The organism is Alcaligenes sp. PF14 (assembly GCF_037150615.1).
In the GTDB taxonomy this organism is placed as follows: Bacteria; Pseudomonadota; Gammaproteobacteria; order Burkholderiales; family Burkholderiaceae_B; genus Alcaligenes; species Alcaligenes phenolicus.
Genome location: NZ_JBAGRS010000001.1, coordinates 785,075 through 800,015, shown reverse-complemented (window position 1 = coordinate 800,015; position 14,941 = coordinate 785,075). Strand labels below are relative to the sequence as shown.

Below are 14,941 nucleotides of genomic sequence, written 5' to 3'. Positions count from 1 at the left end.
CACGGCGGCGTCACGTCACCACCGTGCCGTTTCACTCGGTTTAGTCGCGGAAATTATCGTACTGCAAAGGCAATTCCACATCGGTCTGTTTCAACAGAGCGATGGCAGCCTGCAAGTCGTCCCGTTTCTTGCCGGTTACACGCAGTTTTTCACCTTGAATCTGCGTCTCTACTTTCAGCTTGGCGTTCTTGATGGCGGCGATCAGTTTCTTGGACGTAGGCTGGTCCAGACCCTGACGCACTTTCACTTTCTGACGCGCGCCGGCCACGTTTTCCAGAACCTTCTCGGTGTCCAGGCAGCGCACATCAATACCGCGGGCAGCAATACGGCCACGCAGAATCTGCATCATTTGCTCGAGCTGAAACACGCTGGGAGCCGATTGCAAAATGGTGTTTTCGTCTTCGAGTTCAAATTTGGCATCCGTACCTTTGAAGTCAAAACGGGTAGCCAGTTCGCGGCTGGCTTGTTCCACTGCATTACGCAGTTCGTGGGTGTTGACCTCGGATACAACGTCAAAAGATGGCATTCCTAACCGTCCTGTTCCTTAAGTGCAGACAGGCCGCATGAAGCGACCTGTGTGCTTTTTAGAAAACGCTGGTCTTAGTCCGAAGCGGCTTGCTTGGCCTGCTGACGCAGCGCGAATTTCTGTATTTTACCTGTTGCCGTTTTGGGCAACTCCATAAAACTGAAATGTCGCGGTATTTTAAAGCCAGCCAAGTACTGACGGCAATGCGCGCGCAGTTCTTCCACCGTCACTTCCGCACCGGGGCGCAGTTCCACATAAACGTGAGGCGCTTCACCCCAACGCTCGTCCGGCTGGGCTACAACGGCCGCCGCCTGCACGGCTGGATGGCGATACATGACGTCTTCAATCTCAATGGAAGAAATGTTCTCGCCCCCGGAAATGATGATGTCCTTGCTGCGGTCCTTGATACGTACGTAGCCGTCCGGCTCGCACACGGCCAGGTCGCCGGTATGGAACCAGCCACCGCCCAGGGATTCCTGGGTGGCCTGCGCGTTCTTCAAATACCCCTTCATGGTGATATTGCCGCGGAACATGATCTCGCCCATAGTCTCGCCATCGGCAGGAACGGGCTCCATGGTTTGCGGATTCAAAACCTGTACGCCCCCTTGCAGGTGATAACGCACACCTTGACGGGCATTGCGCTGCGCACGTTCCTGGATATCCAGTTCACTCCAGGGTGCATGCTGCGCACAGACCGAGGCGGGGCCATAAGTTTCGGTCAGGCCGTAAACGTGGGTCAGCGCAAAGCCCATGCGCTCCATCCCTTCAATCATGGTGGCCGGAGGTGCAGCGCCTGCCACCATGGCCGACACACCCTTGGGCAGGCGGGACTTCAGCGCTTCGTCGGAGTTGACCAGCAGGGAGTGCACAATCGGTGCACCACAGTAGTGGGTGACGCCGTAATCGACCATATTGTCGACCATGGCCTGGGCTTCCACCTTGCGCAAACAGACGTTCACACCAGCACGGGCTGCAATCACCCAGGGGAAAGTCCAACCATTGCAATGGAACATGGGCAGGGTCCACAGATAGACCGCATGCTTGGGCATGTCCCATTCCAAGACGTTGGACAAGGCCCCCAGATACGCGCCACGGTGATGGTAGACCACGCCTTTGGGCTTGCCGGTGGTACCGCTGGTGTAGTTCAGGGCAATCGCATCCCACTCGTTGGCGGGCAATTGCCAGTCGTAATCCGGGTCGCCTCCGTCCACGAACTCTTCGTAGGTTTGCGAGCCGATACGTTCTGCGCCAGTGTCAAAATAATTGTCCACGACGTCGATGACCAGAATGGGCTCTTTGCTTTCGCGCAGGCTCAAGGCTTCTTTCATGACGGCGGCAAATTCGCTGTCCACCAGCACCGCACGCGCTTCGCCGTGATCCAGCATATAAGCGATAGTGCTGGCATCCAGACGGGTATTCAAGGTATTCAGTACGGCACCGCACATGGGCACACCAAAGTGTGCCTGAACCATGGGCGGAGTATTGGGCAACATCACGGCCACTGTATCGCCTTTGCCAACCCCAGCCTTGGTCAGCGCACTGCCCAGCTGACGAGTACGGGCATACAGCTGAGACCAGCTCATCTTGATGCCGTTTTGGGCGGGCCCGTAAACCAGAGCCGGGTAGTCAGGGTAGACAAAAGCACTGCGCTCGATGAAATCCAGCGGCGACAAAACACGATAATTGGCGTCTGTCTGGGGCAAATCCTGATCGTAAATACTCACCACAAAGTCTCCAAAAAAGGGCGGGCTAACCGAAATTCACGGCGGTCCGTCTGATAATTGCGCTCTTACATTAGCTGGCTACGCGCCTTTGGGCAAGGTCGCCTTTTCAGTCATAGAGGCGCATAATGACACGCTATCCTAGGTATATATCGCGACCGGCTGACTGCTCGCTGACAGTTTGCCCCCTACCTGAAGGCCCTTCATGCCCGTAGCCATGCTGTATATTGCCGCCGGTGGTGCCCTGGGCGCATTGGCGCGTTGGTTCTTGAGTCAGGCTTTAAATGCCCTGTTCCCCACCCTGCCCCCCGGTACTTTGCTGGCTAACTTGATTGGCGGCTATTTAATGGGTATCGCAATGGCCTATTTCAGCGGCTTGGGCCTGGGTCACGAAGGCTGGCGCATGTTCGTCATGACGGGCTTTCTGGGTGGCCTGACCACTTTTTCCACCTTTTCCGCCGAGATCATGACCTTGATGATGCAGCAGCGTTATCTGTGGGCCATGGGCGGCATTGCCATCCACGTTGCCGGTTCCCTGCTCATGCTGGGTCTGGGCATGGCCACGTGGAGCCTGTTTCGGGGGCAAGCATGATAGACGTCCATTTTCTTCAGGCCGGCTCCCCTCCTCCTGATATCGAGCAACGTTTTGGCAACCAGAATGCCTGGTTCAAACGCGCTTTGCAGCCCCTGGATGTCAATGTCCACACCTGGCGAGTCCATCAGGATGATGCCCTGCCTGCGCCGGACTGCCCCGACCCTGTGGTGATCAGCGGTTCCTGGAGCATGGTCACCGACAAGCTGGACTGGAGCGAAAACCTGGCCGCCTGGATTCGGGAACGCTATCAGACACACATGCCTTTGCTGGGTATTTGCTATGGCCATCAATTAATGGCCCACGCCTTGGGCGGGTGCGTGGATTACCACCCCAAAGGGGCCGAGGTCGGCTACCTGCCCATTCACTTGTCCGAGCAGGCCCACGAGCATGAACTGCTGGCCAATCTGCCCATGCAATTTCCTGCCCTGCTGACGCACCAACAAAGCGTATTAAGCTTGCCCGAGCATGTGGAAATACTGGGCAGCTCTGCGCATGATCCGCATCAAATTCTGCGTTATGGCCCCGCGCAGTGGTCGATTCAGTTTCACCCTGAATTTTTTGCCGGCCTGCTACGTTACTGCGTGCTGCGCAAGGCCGCATCCTGGCGAGCCCAAGGCATAGATCCCCAAACACTGGCAGACCCTATTCAGGACACGCCTGACGCCCATCGTCTGCTGTGCAATTTTGTACAGGCTTACTCGTCCAGCGGCCCTAATGGCCGACGGAAAAACTCGCCGGGCGTCTGACCCATCAAATCCCGAAAAGCTGCCACAAAGGCCGACATGCTTTCATAGCCACAAGCTAACGCGACATCAGTGACACGCTCGTGCCGCTCCAGCAAAGGCAAGGCACTCATGACGCGCAGTCGCTGACGCCAGACCCGAAACGTCAGCCCGGTCTGCTGACGAAACAGACGGCTCAGGGTTTTTTCTGACAAACCCTGTTGCTCTGCCAAGTCCTGCAAACTCCAATCGCCCGAAGGCTGGGCCTGCAATTGTTCGCAGACCTGCAAAAGACGCGGGTCCGAAGGCCAAGGCAGAATCAGGCCACTTTCAGGCGCCGCCAGCAAACGATCCAGCAAGACCTGCACCAGACGCCCCTGCGCCCCCTCGCGCTCGTACAGCACAGGCAAAAGGCTGAACTCGCGTATCAGTTCACGCAGCAAGCGGTCTACCACAACCACTCGACACACCGTAGGGGCCTCTGGCAAGGCGCTGACATCGATGTAAAGACTGCGAATCTGCGCATCAGGCGAGCTACGCACCCCATGTTCCACACCCGCAGGCACCCACACCGCCTGCTGAGGCGGCGCCATGAAACGCCCGCTGGCAGTACGCACTTCGATCACCCCCGTCAGCGCATAGGAAAACTGCACCCAGGGATGCCGGTGTGGGCGGGCAATGGCCTGATTGGGCAAGGTACGCTCCTGACCATATAAAGGCCTGGGTAGATAGCGCAACTGCTGCAAACTCTCCGGAATTCGCTCCGCAGGCATCAGAATGTCCGTTTGTCGATAATCCATATCCGTTTAGCGATAAACCCCCAAAAAGGTCTACGGTAAAGTGAGGCCTTTCATAACGCAAGCCTTTCAAGCCTCTAACAAACCCATGTTCTCTCAACTGCGACTGCTTTTTGACAACTTCACCCTGATCCTGATCGGCGTAGTGGCACTGGCAAGTTTCTTTCCCGCCTACGGCCAAGGTGCGGTGTTCTTTGACGTGATCACTGGCCTGGCGATTGCCCTGCTGTTTTTCATGCACGGGGCCAAGCTATCCCGCGAAGCCATCATTGCTGGGGCCACCCACTGGCGTTTGCACCTGCTGGTCTTTGGCTGCACCTTTGTCATGTTCCCCCTGCTGGGCCTGCTGTCCAAGCCCATCTTGCTGCCATTGCTGGGCATGCCCTTATTTGTGGGCATTCTGTACATGTGCGCCCTGCCCGGCACCGTGCAATCGGCCATTGCCTTTACCTCGATTGCTCGCGGTAACGTGCCTGCCGCGATTTGCAGCGCCTCGGCCTCCAGCCTGATCGGTATTGTGCTCACCCCCGTCTTGTTGAAACTGCTGCTTGATGCAGACGGTGGTTCGGCCACTTCGACCCTGGACGCCATCAAGAAGATCAGCCTGCAATTGTTGTTGCCTTTTGTGGTCGGCCACTTGATGCGCCCCCTGATTGGCAAATGGATGGATCGCAACCGTAAATGGCTGCGCAGCGTGGACCAGTCCTCCATCTTGCTGGTGGTCTACACCGCTTTCAGCGCCTCGGTGATTGGTGGCCTGTGGCAAACCATACCGCCCAAGTCCCTGGCTATCCTGGCCGTAGTCTGCCTGGTCTTGCTGGCCATCATCCTGTTCCTGACCACCTGGCTGGCCCGCAAGCTGGGCTTCAATAAAGAAGACGAAATCACGATTGTCTTCGGTGGCTCCAAGAAAAGTCTGGCAACCGGCGTGCCAATGGCCCAGGTGCTGTTTACCGGTGCTGCCATTGGCCCAGCCCTGCTGCCCATCATGATCTTCCACCAGATCCAGTTGATGGCTTGTGCATTCATTGCGAATAAGTATGCGCAACGGCCTGAGACTCCTGAGGAAGCGATCAGCTTGCAAAAGGCCTGATAGCACTCCATCGTCAGCAGCCCCCGACACGTGGGGCTTGCTTTGGAGACAGCGGCACAAAAAGAAACCGGCTTGATGCCGGTTTCTTTATTTATAGATTCGAGATGTAGACAAAGATATCGGTGCCGTCGTACTTGAACGAGCCATCGGGATTTTTTTGAGTGAGCACCTTGCGCAAATCGACCGGATGTAGCCAACCTGCTCCCAGCAAACCGCCATTGATCGCCCGAATTTCGGTCCCTCCAACCGCGACGGCAGCATGGAAGAACTCCATGCCCTTGACTCGACAAAAGCCAATGGCCTTGCCGCCAGGCAAGGAATTCCGACCATCCCACATTCTGCCTTCAGCAAACTTGAATACCGGCAGCCAGTTCTGCGCCGAAATGGAAGTCAGCTGATCAAAACTGATTTTCGCATTATATAAATAACGCATATAAGCAGCGGCGTCATAACACACCCCTTTCATATAAGCCGTAATATCATCTGGCCCATGGATCAGGTGATTATCTGCATAGATAATTCTATCGGGCGCCGAAAGCTTCGCCGTCTTCGTTCCTTTCTCTGTCAAATTCATGGCTAAACCCTTGTAAACAGATAAAAAACAAGGGCCTATAGTAGCAGTCGAATTCTGTTAAAAACCTGAAACCAAGCTTGATTATCGATTGAATTAACTAATTGAAAACAAGGCGACAGCCTAATTAGCATCTTTATATTATTTGAATAAAAACTTGTTTATTCAAAAAAATAAAAATCAGTCAAAAATAAAAAGAAAAAACCGGAATCAATAGCAGCAAAATATTTCTATTTCAGCTTATTGATCTTGTCGTTCAAGGTTGCAGCAGACAACTCCCCGGCTCGGACATCCACCAAACGTCCCTGCTCGTCCAAAAACAAGGTGGTAGGCAAGCCACGGCTGCGCACGGCCTGGCCCAGCTGCATTTGCGGGTCGCGCCACATATTATCCAGCTCCAGATTCTCGTCTATCAGGTACTTCTGGATCTCGGCCAGTTCCTCGCCCTGGTTCGCAAACACGATATTCACGTCGGACCGGGTGGATTGCACTTGCTTGAAGGCAGGCATTTCGCGGCGGCACGGAGGACACCAGCTGGCCCACAAGTTAACGACCGTGACCTTGCCTTTATACAAATCCAGATTTTCCGGCGCACTGACATCAAGCTGCATAGGGATCAAGTCTATCTCGGGCAATGGCATGGCGGTTTCCACTCCCCCTCGCCCTGTCGCGACCATGATTAGCGAAAATGCCGCAACACCAACGGCCAACCCTCCCGATACAGCAGGCAAAACGGCCTTGTCACGCAGCACGCGCCACAGCACATAGAACCAGCCTGCCGTCACGGCTGCCGGAATCATCAGACCGCCGTCGCGCAAATCCAGCCAGCTCAAGGGTTCGCTTTGATAAAACGGCCATTGCTGGATCAGAAAACCCAAACGACCGACCAGCACACCCAGAATCATCGCGCGCCACAGCACCGATTCGGCTCGGGTCTGCTTGCGTCTATCCAGCCAGGCGGCCAGAAACAGCCCCAGCAATGCCGCGACCATAAAAGCAAATAGAGACGTGGCAAAGGTAAAGGGACCGAGCTGTATGCTTTGCATAAACATAAATCCTGACAAGACCAAATAAAGATCGACCCGCCATAAGCGGGTCGGGGCAATAAGTACAGACAGCGTCGCTGCTAAAAGATTCCCTCAATCAGGAGGCGCTACTCAAAATCTGCATGAATTGGCCCATTTTCATTTTGCATTTGATGCCCGGTTCCAGCTCGACTCCACTGCTGACATCAATCGCATAGGGGCGATGCAAGGCGACTCGTTCGGCCACATTGTCGATACGCATGCCTCCGGCAAGGACCAGCGGCGGCAGCCCGTCATGGCCTTCCAGACACGCCTGCAGCCCCTGAATCAGCTCCGGATCAAAAGCCGTACCGGTGCCGCCATAGGCATCGTGATAACCATCCATCAACCAGGCACGGGCATCCTGATACTTCAAGCATTGTTCCAGCAGGCCATCCACTGTATCCAGACCAGGCGCACCGACTCGGAAAGCCTTGATATACGGATGCGCGTAGCGACGGCATTCTTCCGGGCTTTCTTCACCGTGAAATTGCAGCAAGTCCGGTTGCACCTGTTCCAGAATTTCCCGAACAAAGCTCTCGGACGCATTCACAAACAGGCTGACTGCCTGCACAAACGCCGGCACACGGGCGCGCAGGGCAACAGCCTGCTCCGTACTCAGCATACGGGCACTTTTCGGGTAAAAGACAAAACCCACCGCATCCGCGCCCAACTGCACGGCAGCATCAATATCCTGCGCTCGGGTAAAGCCACAAATCTTGACTCGGGTACGGCTGAACATCACACATCCTTGAATAAAAAACGGGGGCCAGATGCCCCCGTGTGAATCATGAAATAAGCTTATTGGAAACTGCTGGCCGCGTCATCCGTTCCAAATCCGTAGCTGTCAGAACCGTAAGTCGATTCCGTACCAAACTGGATTTGCGAATCCTCCAGCAGAACTTCGCCGTGCTTATAGTGCGTAACCAGTCCGGGGAAGACCAGTACCGTTGCCACCATCAACAACTGAATGATAATAAACGGTACCGAGCCCCAGTAAATATCCGTTGTGGCCACACGCTTGATGCGCTCGCCCGTCACCTTGTCGGTGTAGTCCTCTTTGGGGGCCACCGAACGCAGGAAGAACAGCGCAAAACCAAAGGGCGGGTGCATGAAGGAGGTCTGCATATTGACCGCCAGCAAGACACCGAACCAGATCAGGTCAATGCCCATCTTGTCGGCAATCGGCCCGAGCAGCGGCACAATAATGAAGGCCAGCTCAAAGAAGTCCAGGAAGAAAGCCAGCAGAAAGGTCAGGATACTGACGATAATCAGGAAGCCCCACTCGCCACCGGGCATGTCGATCAAGAGGTGTTCCACCCACAGATCGCCATTAATGCCACGGAAGCTCAGGCTAAAGACGGTCGAACCCACCAGAATGAAGACCACGAAGCAGGACAGGCGGGTCGTCGATTCCATGGCCTGACGCAGCAGCTTCCAGGACAGGCGGCCGCGAGATACCGCCATGATGATGGCACCGACCGCCCCCATCGCCCCACCCTCTGTGGGCGTTGCCACCCCAATAAAGATCGTACCCAGCACCAGGAAGATCAGGAACAGCGGGGGCACCATCACAAAGACCACACGCTCGGCGATCTTGGACAGCATTTTCAGCTTGAGCAGCTTGTTGATCAGCGCGATCACCCAGGCCGTTACGCCCCACAACAGCAGCAGCACGACAATGTGCTCGTCCATCGGGATATTGGGATGCGTGGCAAAGTAATGCTGCGAGCCGAAATACGCCACGGCCGAGGCCACAATCGTCAAGGCGATCAGCGAAGTCAAACCACGACTGCCGTTAGGCTCTACATACACACGGGCCTCGGGTGGCAAGGCGGGAGCCGACTTGGGCTTGATGTAAGACATCACCACAATGTACAGAATGTAGATCGCTACCAGCAGCAGACCCGGCAGCATGGCGCCACGGTACATATCACCGATGGAGCGGCCCAGTTGGTCAGCCAGAATGATCAGCACGATGGAGGGCGGGATGATTTGCGACAAGGTGCCTGAGGCGGCAATCACCCCGGTTGCCAGCTTGCGGTCATAGCCGTAGCGCAGCATGATGGGCAAGGAGATCAGGCCCATGGAGATGACGGAGGCCGACACCACACCCGTTGTAGCTGCCAGCATGGCACCGACCAGCACCACAGCAATTGCCAAACCACCACGCAAAGGCCCAAAGAGCTGGCCAATGGTATCGAGCAGATCCTCTGCCATGCCTGATCGCTCTAATATCAGGCCCATCAAGGTAAAGAAGGGAACCGCCAACAAGGTATCGTTCTCGACAATACCAAATACACGTTGAGGCAAGGCCTGGAACAAGGCCGGCTGCATCATGTCCAGTTCAATGGCAACCAGGCCGTACAAAATTCCGATTGCCGACAAGGTGAAGGTAACGGGAAAGCCCAATAGCAAAAATACGATCAAGTTAAAAAACATGATCGGAGCCAGATTATCAACGAGAAATTCCATTATTACTGGCCCTTGGAAACAGAGGTTGTCGCTTCATTTGCCTGGGCCATCTCGCGAATCTCCTGGGCAAGTTCTTCTTCTGCACTCAGTCCGCCATTCCTTAATAAAGGATTAGGACAGGCACCAAGCAAAAAGCCTATGCATTTGATCAAGTGGGATACCCCTGCCAACGCTAACAGAGCAAAGCCGACGGGAATCAGCAACTTGACCGGCCAACGTACCAGCCCCCCCGTATTGGAAGACTGCTCGTTAAGCACGTAGGACTGCTCAAAAAATGGAATCGAGAGCCAGAAAATCAGCAAGGTCGCGGGCAGGAGAAAAAAGATCACGCCGATAATATCGATCCAGATCTGAACGCGCGGCGGAAAACGTTCCGCCAGGGCATCCACCCGAACATGCTCGTTCACAAAGAAGGTATAACCAGCGGCCAGCAAGAAAATTGCACCGAACAAATACCACTGCAATTCCAGCCACTGATTGGAACTGACGCCGTAGACCTTGCGTACTACAGCGTTAATCGCACTGACCAACACCACGATCAGGGTCAGCCAAGTCACGGACTTACCAACGACCGTATTCAGACGGTCGATCAAACTAGACAATCGTAAGAAGAATTTCATGGCCTTGCTCAGGATATGGTCGCCTTCAGGATTCGCTTGTGGCTAATGCTCGAAGGTGGTCGGCCTTATACAGATAAGAATGTAAGAGAAGAAAATGGCTTCACATTTTATACGATTGAAGCATGTGAAGCCGGTTCGAATACCGGGGATAAACCCTTTAGAAACGGACTAAATCATGATTTTTTCAGGCCGTTTCACCAAAACGCAATCCACTTAACTCATAGAGCAAATCGTAGGGATTGCTGGCGGGAATATCGAACTGCTTGGGGTAATCCACCCCGGCCAGATACAGGCCACTGGCATCGAAAGTCGGGGCTGACAAGCGGCGATCGCGCTGTGCCAATAAATGCAGCACCCAATCAGGCGGCTGACGGCCTTGGCCGATATAAATCAGCATGCCCATCAGATTGCGGATCATGTGATGTAAAAAGGCATTGGCGCTGAAACGGAACAGGAAAAAGTCGCCCTGCTGTTCAATCCGAATCTGCGACATGGTGCGCACCGGACTGGCCGCCTGGCATTGCGAGGAACGAAACGCGCTGAAATCATGTTCGCCCACCAGGTGCTGGGCGGCCTCTTGCATCAGAGCCAGGTCCAAAGGACGAAACACCCAGGCCACTCGACCATGCAACAAGGGGGAACGCACCCGGTGCTGGCGCAGCAGATAAACGTAATGACGGCCTTGGGCCGAGAAGCGGGCATGAAAATCATCCGGCACTTCGCGTGCCCATTGCACGGATACAGAGTCCGGCAGCAAGGCATTCAAACCGCGTACCCACGACTCCAGGCTGCGCTCGGCAGCCGTGTCCAGATGAACGACTTGATTGAGGGCGTGAACGCCAGTGTCGGTGCGACCGGCGCAGATCGTAGAAACAGGCTGGGCCGTAAAACGGCCCAGTGCCTGCTCCAGAACATCTTGAACGGTGTTGCCACCGGCCTGACTTTGCCAACCCAGCCAGGATGTCCCTTCATAGCAGACACCCAGTGCGATACGTCTCATGGTGGCTTTGCCTTACTGACGTACAGGAGGCTCGTCCGAAGGCGGCTGGTCCAGATCCAGATTGATTTTTTCCAGCTTTTCCCGAACCATCGCTTCGCTGACAGGGGCGGGCGAATCGTCACCGTTGCGGTTCTCGCTATTCGCGCGTCGCAACACCCAGGTCACCAAAATAACGATGAGGGCCAGTACTACGGCCATCACGGCCAACATATGTTCTTGAATCCAGGACACGGTCTTTTTTGCCTTGTTAACTGCACCGGCCATCTTGCCCTGTTCGGGCTCGGACGGCACGGAAATCGCTCCTGCCACGGCGGCAGAAGAAGCGGCGCCTGAGGCGCCAGAAGAAGTACTACCAGTAGCAGCATCGCTGCCGGAGTCACCCAGACCCAGCTCCTGCGCTGAATCCAGGATCAGATCTTTAGCGGCCTCGCCTTGAGACTGCAAGGCACGGCCCAGGGTGGAGACATTCTCTTCCAGCTGCGAGACACGATCGCCGGTCTCGCGCAGCTCGTGCTGCATTTGCTGTTTGGCGTCACGGGCATCTGCCCCTGCCGACAATAGCAAACGATCCTGGCCTTGCACCTGAGCACCTGGCTCGCCGGAGCCTGTTTGTGCTACACCTTGAGACGCATCCGCCTGATCCTGCCCTGCTTGCGCAGCGGAGCGCAAGGCCTGAGCCTGGTCAACATAGAAGCGGCGAGCTTGGGCATCGTCAATGGACAACATGGCCGCCGCATCAGGAATCTGTAGCGTTTGGCCCGCCTTCAGGCGATGCATATTCTGGTCGATGAAGGCATTCGGGTTCTGCTTTTGAACCGCCATCATCCACTGATAAGAGCTGACACCATCCACCGCATGGCGGCGCGCCAAGGCATGCAAGGTATCACCCGATTTCACGCGTACCGCACTTTGGGTCTGCACACTGGATGCAGAGCTCGAAGCAGAAGCCTGCACGGATACCGGTGCCCGATACGCTGCCTGTGGCTGAGCCACTGCCTTCACGGCCACCGGGGCCGGAGCCAGTACGCTGACCTGATGCAGGAACTGCCCGCTATCACTTTGAATCTGCAAGAGCACATCGGCCACCGAGCCCGAGAACATCTGCTCGGAGGACAACCGAATGCGTCGTACTTGCCCCTGCCCATCCCGCTCGATCACGGCCTTCAAGGAGTCCAAGTCAACCGGAGGGGTCAAGCCCGCCTGTTGCCAGGCGGACAAGGGGGCAGGTGTCACCTTCAAGGACAGGCTTTCTTCAGGGCTGATCTGTCGAATGCCCACATCCAGCTTGAAAACCTGATTAGGAGCCGACACAAAACGACTATGACCGATTTCCAGGGCGGAAACCGGCGCAGCCGCCAGCATCCCGGCCAATAGCAGGGCCGAACCCAGCGTACGTACAGGATGCAGGCGGCCAGCCATGATTAGAGCTCGCCCAAAGCGATGCGCAACATGCGGCGCAGCGGTTCAGCCGCACCCCACAGCAACTGGTCGCCAACCGTGAAGGCGCTCAGGTACTCGGGGCCCATGTTCAGCTTGCGCAGACGGCCCACAGGGATATCCAGCGTGCCGGTGACGGCAACTGGAGTCAGCGCTTGGACCGTGGCTTGACGCTCGTTAGGCACAACCTTGGCCCACTTGGAACCTTCAGCCAGGATGTCGGTGATCTCGTCCAGCGGAACATCGCGGGTCAGCTTGATGGTCAGTGCCTGGCTGTGGCAGCGCATGGCACCGATACGCACGCACAGACCGTCGATAGGAATGTGCTTGTCCTGTGCACCACGGCCCAGGATTTTGTTGGTTTCCACACCGCCTTTCCACTCTTCACGCGTCATGCCATTGCCCAGATCGGAGTCGATCCAGGGGATCAAGCTACCGCCCAGGGGTACGCCAAAGTTTTTCTGAGGCAGATTGGGGTCGCGTTGCGTCTGCAAGACACCGCGGTCAATATCCAGAATGGCCGATGCGGGATCGTCCAGCAGGCTGGAGACGGACTGGTTGATCAGACCGAACTGAGTCAGCAGTTCGCGCATATGCTGTGCGCCACCACCGGAAGCAGCCTGGTAAGTCATGCTGGTCATCCACTCAACCAGATTCTGGTTGAACAGACCGCCCAGACCCATCAGCATGCAGCTAACCGTACAGTTGCCACCGATGAACTGCTTGCCACCTTTGGCCAGTGCAGCATCGATAACAGGACGGTTGATCGGGTCCAGCACGATCACGGAGTTTTCGTCCATGCGCAGCGTGCTGGCCGCGTCAATCCACAAACCATTCCAGCCAGCGGCACGCAGCTTGGGGTAGATCTGGCTTGTGTAATCTCCACCCTGGGCGGTCACAATAATTGGCAACTTTTTCAAGGCGTCAATATCGTGGGCGTCCTGCAATGGGCCAGCACCGTCAGCCCACGAAGGAGCTGCGCCGCCAGCATTGCTAGTCGAGAAAAACACCGGCTGAAAAAGGGAAAAATCGCCTTCGTCGCGCATGCGCTGCATGAGCACGGAGCCCACCATCCCACGCCAGCCGACCAAACCTACCGCTTGAGTCATGGTAATACCACCTGGATATATAAAAAAATAAAACGATAAAAGATACTATCGCAAAGCCTTGAGCACTGCATCCCCCATAGCACTGGTGCTCAGCAATTGGCAACCGTCTTCGTAGATGTCGCCGGTACGCAAACCTTGTTCGAGCACGCTGGCAACCGCCGCTTCGATACGCTTGGCCTGGTCTTCTGCATTGAGCGAGTAGCGCAGCAACATGGCAGCGGACAAAATGGTGGCCAAAGGATTGGCCTTGTCCTGACCGGCGATATCGGGTGCCGAGCCGTGGCTGGGTTCGTACAAACCTTGCTGGGATGCGTTCAGAGATGCCGAAGGCAACATGCCAATGGAGCCTGTCAACATGGCTGCTTCATCCGATAGGATATCGCCAAACAGGTTGCCTGTGACAATCACGTCAAATTCTTTTGGTGCGCGCACCAACTGCATGGCGGCATTGTCCACGTACATGTGGCTCAATTCCACGTCCGGATACTCACGGGCCACATCAATCATGATGTCACGCCAGAACTGGGATGTTTCCAGCACATTGGATTTATCCACGCTGCACAAGCGCTTCTGACGTTTTTGTGCGGCCTGGAAACCCACGTGAGCGATACGGCGCACTTCGCTTTCAGCATAGTGCATGGTGTCAAAGCCCTGACGCTCGCCCGCGAAGTTGCCCTCTTCCACCGTACGCACGCCACGAGGCTGACCGAAGTAAATATCACCTGTCAGTTCGCGCACGATCAGGATATCCAGACCGGACACAACTTCTGGTTTCAAGGTAGAGGCGTTAGCCAGTTGCGGGTACAGGATGGCGGGACGCAGGTTGGCGAACAGGCCCATGGCACGACGCAAACCCAAAATGGCTTGTTCGGGACGCAGGTGACGCTCCAGCGAGTCGTATTTCCAGTCACCCACGGCGCCGAACAGCACAGCGTCGGAGTTTTGAGCCAGGCTCAGCGTTTCAGGTGGCAGGGGGTGGCCGTGCAAATCGTAAGCGGCGCCGCCCACGGGAGCCACGGTCATTTCCAGATCCATGCCCAGAGCACCCAGTACGCGCTGCGCCTGTTCGGTAATCTCGGGACCGATGCCATCACCGGGCAATACTGCAATTTTATGAGTCATGATGAGTAGGACGTAAAAATTAGGGAATAAGTGTGAAGAACTCCGGCCTGATGGCCGGAGCATCTTGGCTGCCAGACCAAGGCAGCCAC

The 14,941-nt window shown here is 55.9% G+C and carries 15 protein-coding genes; 3 read left to right on the top strand and 12 right to left on the bottom strand.

Going from position 1 to position 14,941, the window contains the following annotated elements:
• Window positions 1–40 precede the first annotated feature (40 nt).
• Together WFM49_RS03680 and WFM49_RS03675 are read right to left on the bottom strand one after the other, a co-directional pair.
• Window positions 41–526 (bottom strand): YajQ family cyclic di-GMP-binding protein, encoded by a 486-nt coding sequence (locus WFM49_RS03680; RefSeq protein WP_026483353.1) that lies wholly within the window; start codon window positions 524–526, stop codon window positions 41–43.
• Window positions 527–600: 74 nt separating this feature from the next.
• Window positions 601–2,253: an acyl-CoA synthetase gene (locus WFM49_RS03675; RefSeq protein WP_115633767.1), complete on the bottom strand. Its 1,653-nt coding sequence runs from the start codon at window positions 2,251–2,253 to the stop codon at window positions 601–603.
• A gap of 199 nt (window positions 2,254–2,452) precedes the next feature.
• Between WFM49_RS03675 and crcB the strand changes: the two genes are divergently transcribed.
• On the top strand, window positions 2,453–2,839 hold the full coding sequence (crcB, locus tag WFM49_RS03670) for a fluoride efflux transporter CrcB (RefSeq protein ID WP_009462127.1): 387 nt from the start codon (window positions 2,453–2,455) through the stop codon (window positions 2,837–2,839).
• Window positions 2,836–3,588 (top strand): glutamine amidotransferase, encoded by a 753-nt coding sequence (locus WFM49_RS03665; RefSeq protein ID WP_336971704.1) that lies wholly within the window; start codon window positions 2,836–2,838, stop codon window positions 3,586–3,588. The genes crcB and WFM49_RS03665 overlap by 4 nt, the downstream gene beginning before the upstream one ends.
• Here the strand turns inward: WFM49_RS03665 and WFM49_RS03660 are convergent.
• On the bottom strand, window positions 3,537–4,364 hold the full coding sequence (locus WFM49_RS03660; RefSeq protein WP_115633768.1) for an AraC family transcriptional regulator: 828 nt from the start codon (window positions 4,362–4,364) through the stop codon (window positions 3,537–3,539). The genes WFM49_RS03665 and WFM49_RS03660 overlap by 52 nt on opposite strands.
• An 85-nt stretch (window positions 4,365–4,449) precedes the next feature.
• Here WFM49_RS03660 and WFM49_RS03655 point away from each other — a divergent pair, with 85 nt between their 5' ends.
• Complete coding sequence (locus tag WFM49_RS03655; protein ID WP_336971701.1) at window positions 4,450–5,454, top strand: bile acid:sodium symporter family protein; 1,005 nt, start codon at window positions 4,450–4,452, stop codon at window positions 5,452–5,454.
• A gap of 91 nt (window positions 5,455–5,545) precedes the next feature.
• On the opposite strand, the gene WFM49_RS03650 is transcribed toward WFM49_RS03655, so the two are convergent.
• The 9 genes from WFM49_RS03650 to leuB form a co-directional block, all read right to left on the bottom strand.
• The gene (locus WFM49_RS03650; RefSeq protein ID WP_336971699.1) at window positions 5,546–6,028 is read right to left on the bottom strand and encodes an urea amidohydrolase; all 483 of its coding nucleotides are present in this window, start codon (window positions 6,026–6,028) and stop codon (window positions 5,546–5,548) included.
• Between the two features lie 227 nt (window positions 6,029–6,255).
• Window positions 6,256–7,071 (bottom strand): TlpA disulfide reductase family protein, encoded by an 816-nt coding sequence (locus WFM49_RS03645; protein ID WP_336971698.1) that lies wholly within the window; start codon window positions 7,069–7,071, stop codon window positions 6,256–6,258.
• Window positions 7,072–7,168: 97 nt separating this feature from the next.
• The gene (locus tag WFM49_RS03640; RefSeq protein WP_009462139.1) at window positions 7,169–7,831 is read right to left on the bottom strand and encodes a phosphoribosylanthranilate isomerase; all 663 of its coding nucleotides are present in this window, start codon (window positions 7,829–7,831) and stop codon (window positions 7,169–7,171) included.
• 59 nt (window positions 7,832–7,890) lie between these two features.
• Window positions 7,891–9,564 (bottom strand): TRAP transporter large permease, encoded by a 1,674-nt coding sequence (locus tag WFM49_RS03635; RefSeq protein ID WP_021446531.1) that lies wholly within the window; start codon window positions 9,562–9,564, stop codon window positions 7,891–7,893.
• A 2-nt stretch (window positions 9,565–9,566) separates the two neighbouring features.
• Entirely contained in the window at window positions 9,567–10,184 is a 618-nt protein-coding gene (locus WFM49_RS03630; protein WP_009462141.1) for a TRAP transporter small permease subunit, read from the bottom strand.
• A 184-nt stretch (window positions 10,185–10,368) separates the two neighbouring features.
• A complete protein-coding gene (gene truA, locus WFM49_RS03625) occupies window positions 10,369–11,184 on the bottom strand; it encodes a tRNA pseudouridine(38-40) synthase TruA (protein WP_137430292.1) in 816 nt (271 codons plus the stop codon).
• Window positions 11,185–11,196: 12 nt separating this feature from the next.
• A complete protein-coding gene (locus WFM49_RS03620; RefSeq protein ID WP_254499152.1) occupies window positions 11,197–12,603 on the bottom strand; it encodes a type IV pilus assembly protein FimV in 1,407 nt (468 codons plus the stop codon).
• A gap of 2 nt (window positions 12,604–12,605) precedes the next feature.
• Window positions 12,606–13,730: an aspartate-semialdehyde dehydrogenase gene (gene asd / locus WFM49_RS03615; protein WP_009462145.1), complete on the bottom strand. Its 1,125-nt coding sequence runs from the start codon at window positions 13,728–13,730 to the stop codon at window positions 12,606–12,608.
• 45 nt (window positions 13,731–13,775) lie between these two features.
• Window positions 13,776–14,852, bottom strand: a complete 1,077-nt coding sequence (gene leuB / locus WFM49_RS03610; protein WP_009462147.1) for a 3-isopropylmalate dehydrogenase — start codon at window positions 14,850–14,852, stop codon at window positions 13,776–13,778.
• Between the last annotated feature and the right edge of the window lie 89 nt (window positions 14,853–14,941).

What these genes read in the sequence shown, in the direction of transcription:
- WFM49_RS03680 (WP_026483353.1), bottom strand. Translation starts at nt 526, where the DNA reads ATGCCATCTTTTGACGTTGTATCCGAGGTCAACACCCACGAACTGCGT.
- crcB (WP_009462127.1), top strand. Translation starts at nt 2,453, where the DNA reads ATGCCCGTAGCCATGCTGTATATTGCCGCCGGTGGTGCCCTGGGCGCA.
- WFM49_RS03665 (WP_336971704.1), top strand. Translation starts at nt 2,836, where the DNA reads ATGATAGACGTCCATTTTCTTCAGGCCGGCTCCCCTCCTCCTGATATC.
- WFM49_RS03660 (WP_115633768.1), bottom strand. Translation starts at nt 4,364, where the DNA reads ATGGATTATCGACAAACGGACATTCTGATGCCTGCGGAGCGAATTCCG.
- WFM49_RS03655 (WP_336971701.1), top strand. Translation starts at nt 4,450, where the DNA reads ATGTTCTCTCAACTGCGACTGCTTTTTGACAACTTCACCCTGATCCTG.
- WFM49_RS03650 (WP_336971699.1), bottom strand. Translation starts at nt 6,028, where the DNA reads ATGAATTTGACAGAGAAAGGAACGAAGACGGCGAAGCTTTCGGCGCCC.
- WFM49_RS03645 (WP_336971698.1), bottom strand. Translation starts at nt 7,071, where the DNA reads ATGCAAAGCATACAGCTCGGTCCCTTTACCTTTGCCACGTCTCTATTT.
- WFM49_RS03640 (WP_009462139.1), bottom strand. Translation starts at nt 7,831, where the DNA reads ATGTTCAGCCGTACCCGAGTCAAGATTTGTGGCTTTACCCGAGCGCAG.
- WFM49_RS03635 (WP_021446531.1), bottom strand. Translation starts at nt 9,564, where the DNA reads ATGGAATTTCTCGTTGATAATCTGGCTCCGATCATGTTTTTTAACTTG.
- WFM49_RS03630 (WP_009462141.1), bottom strand. Translation starts at nt 10,184, where the DNA reads ATGAAATTCTTCTTACGATTGTCTAGTTTGATCGACCGTCTGAATACG.
- truA (WP_137430292.1), bottom strand. Translation starts at nt 11,184, where the DNA reads ATGAGACGTATCGCACTGGGTGTCTGCTATGAAGGGACATCCTGGCTG.
- WFM49_RS03620 (WP_254499152.1), bottom strand. Translation starts at nt 12,603, where the DNA reads ATGGCTGGCCGCCTGCATCCTGTACGTACGCTGGGTTCGGCCCTGCTA.
- asd (WP_009462145.1), bottom strand. Translation starts at nt 13,730, where the DNA reads ATGACTCAAGCGGTAGGTTTGGTCGGCTGGCGTGGGATGGTGGGCTCC.
- leuB (WP_009462147.1), bottom strand. Translation starts at nt 14,852, where the DNA reads ATGACTCATAAAATTGCAGTATTGCCCGGTGATGGCATCGGTCCCGAG.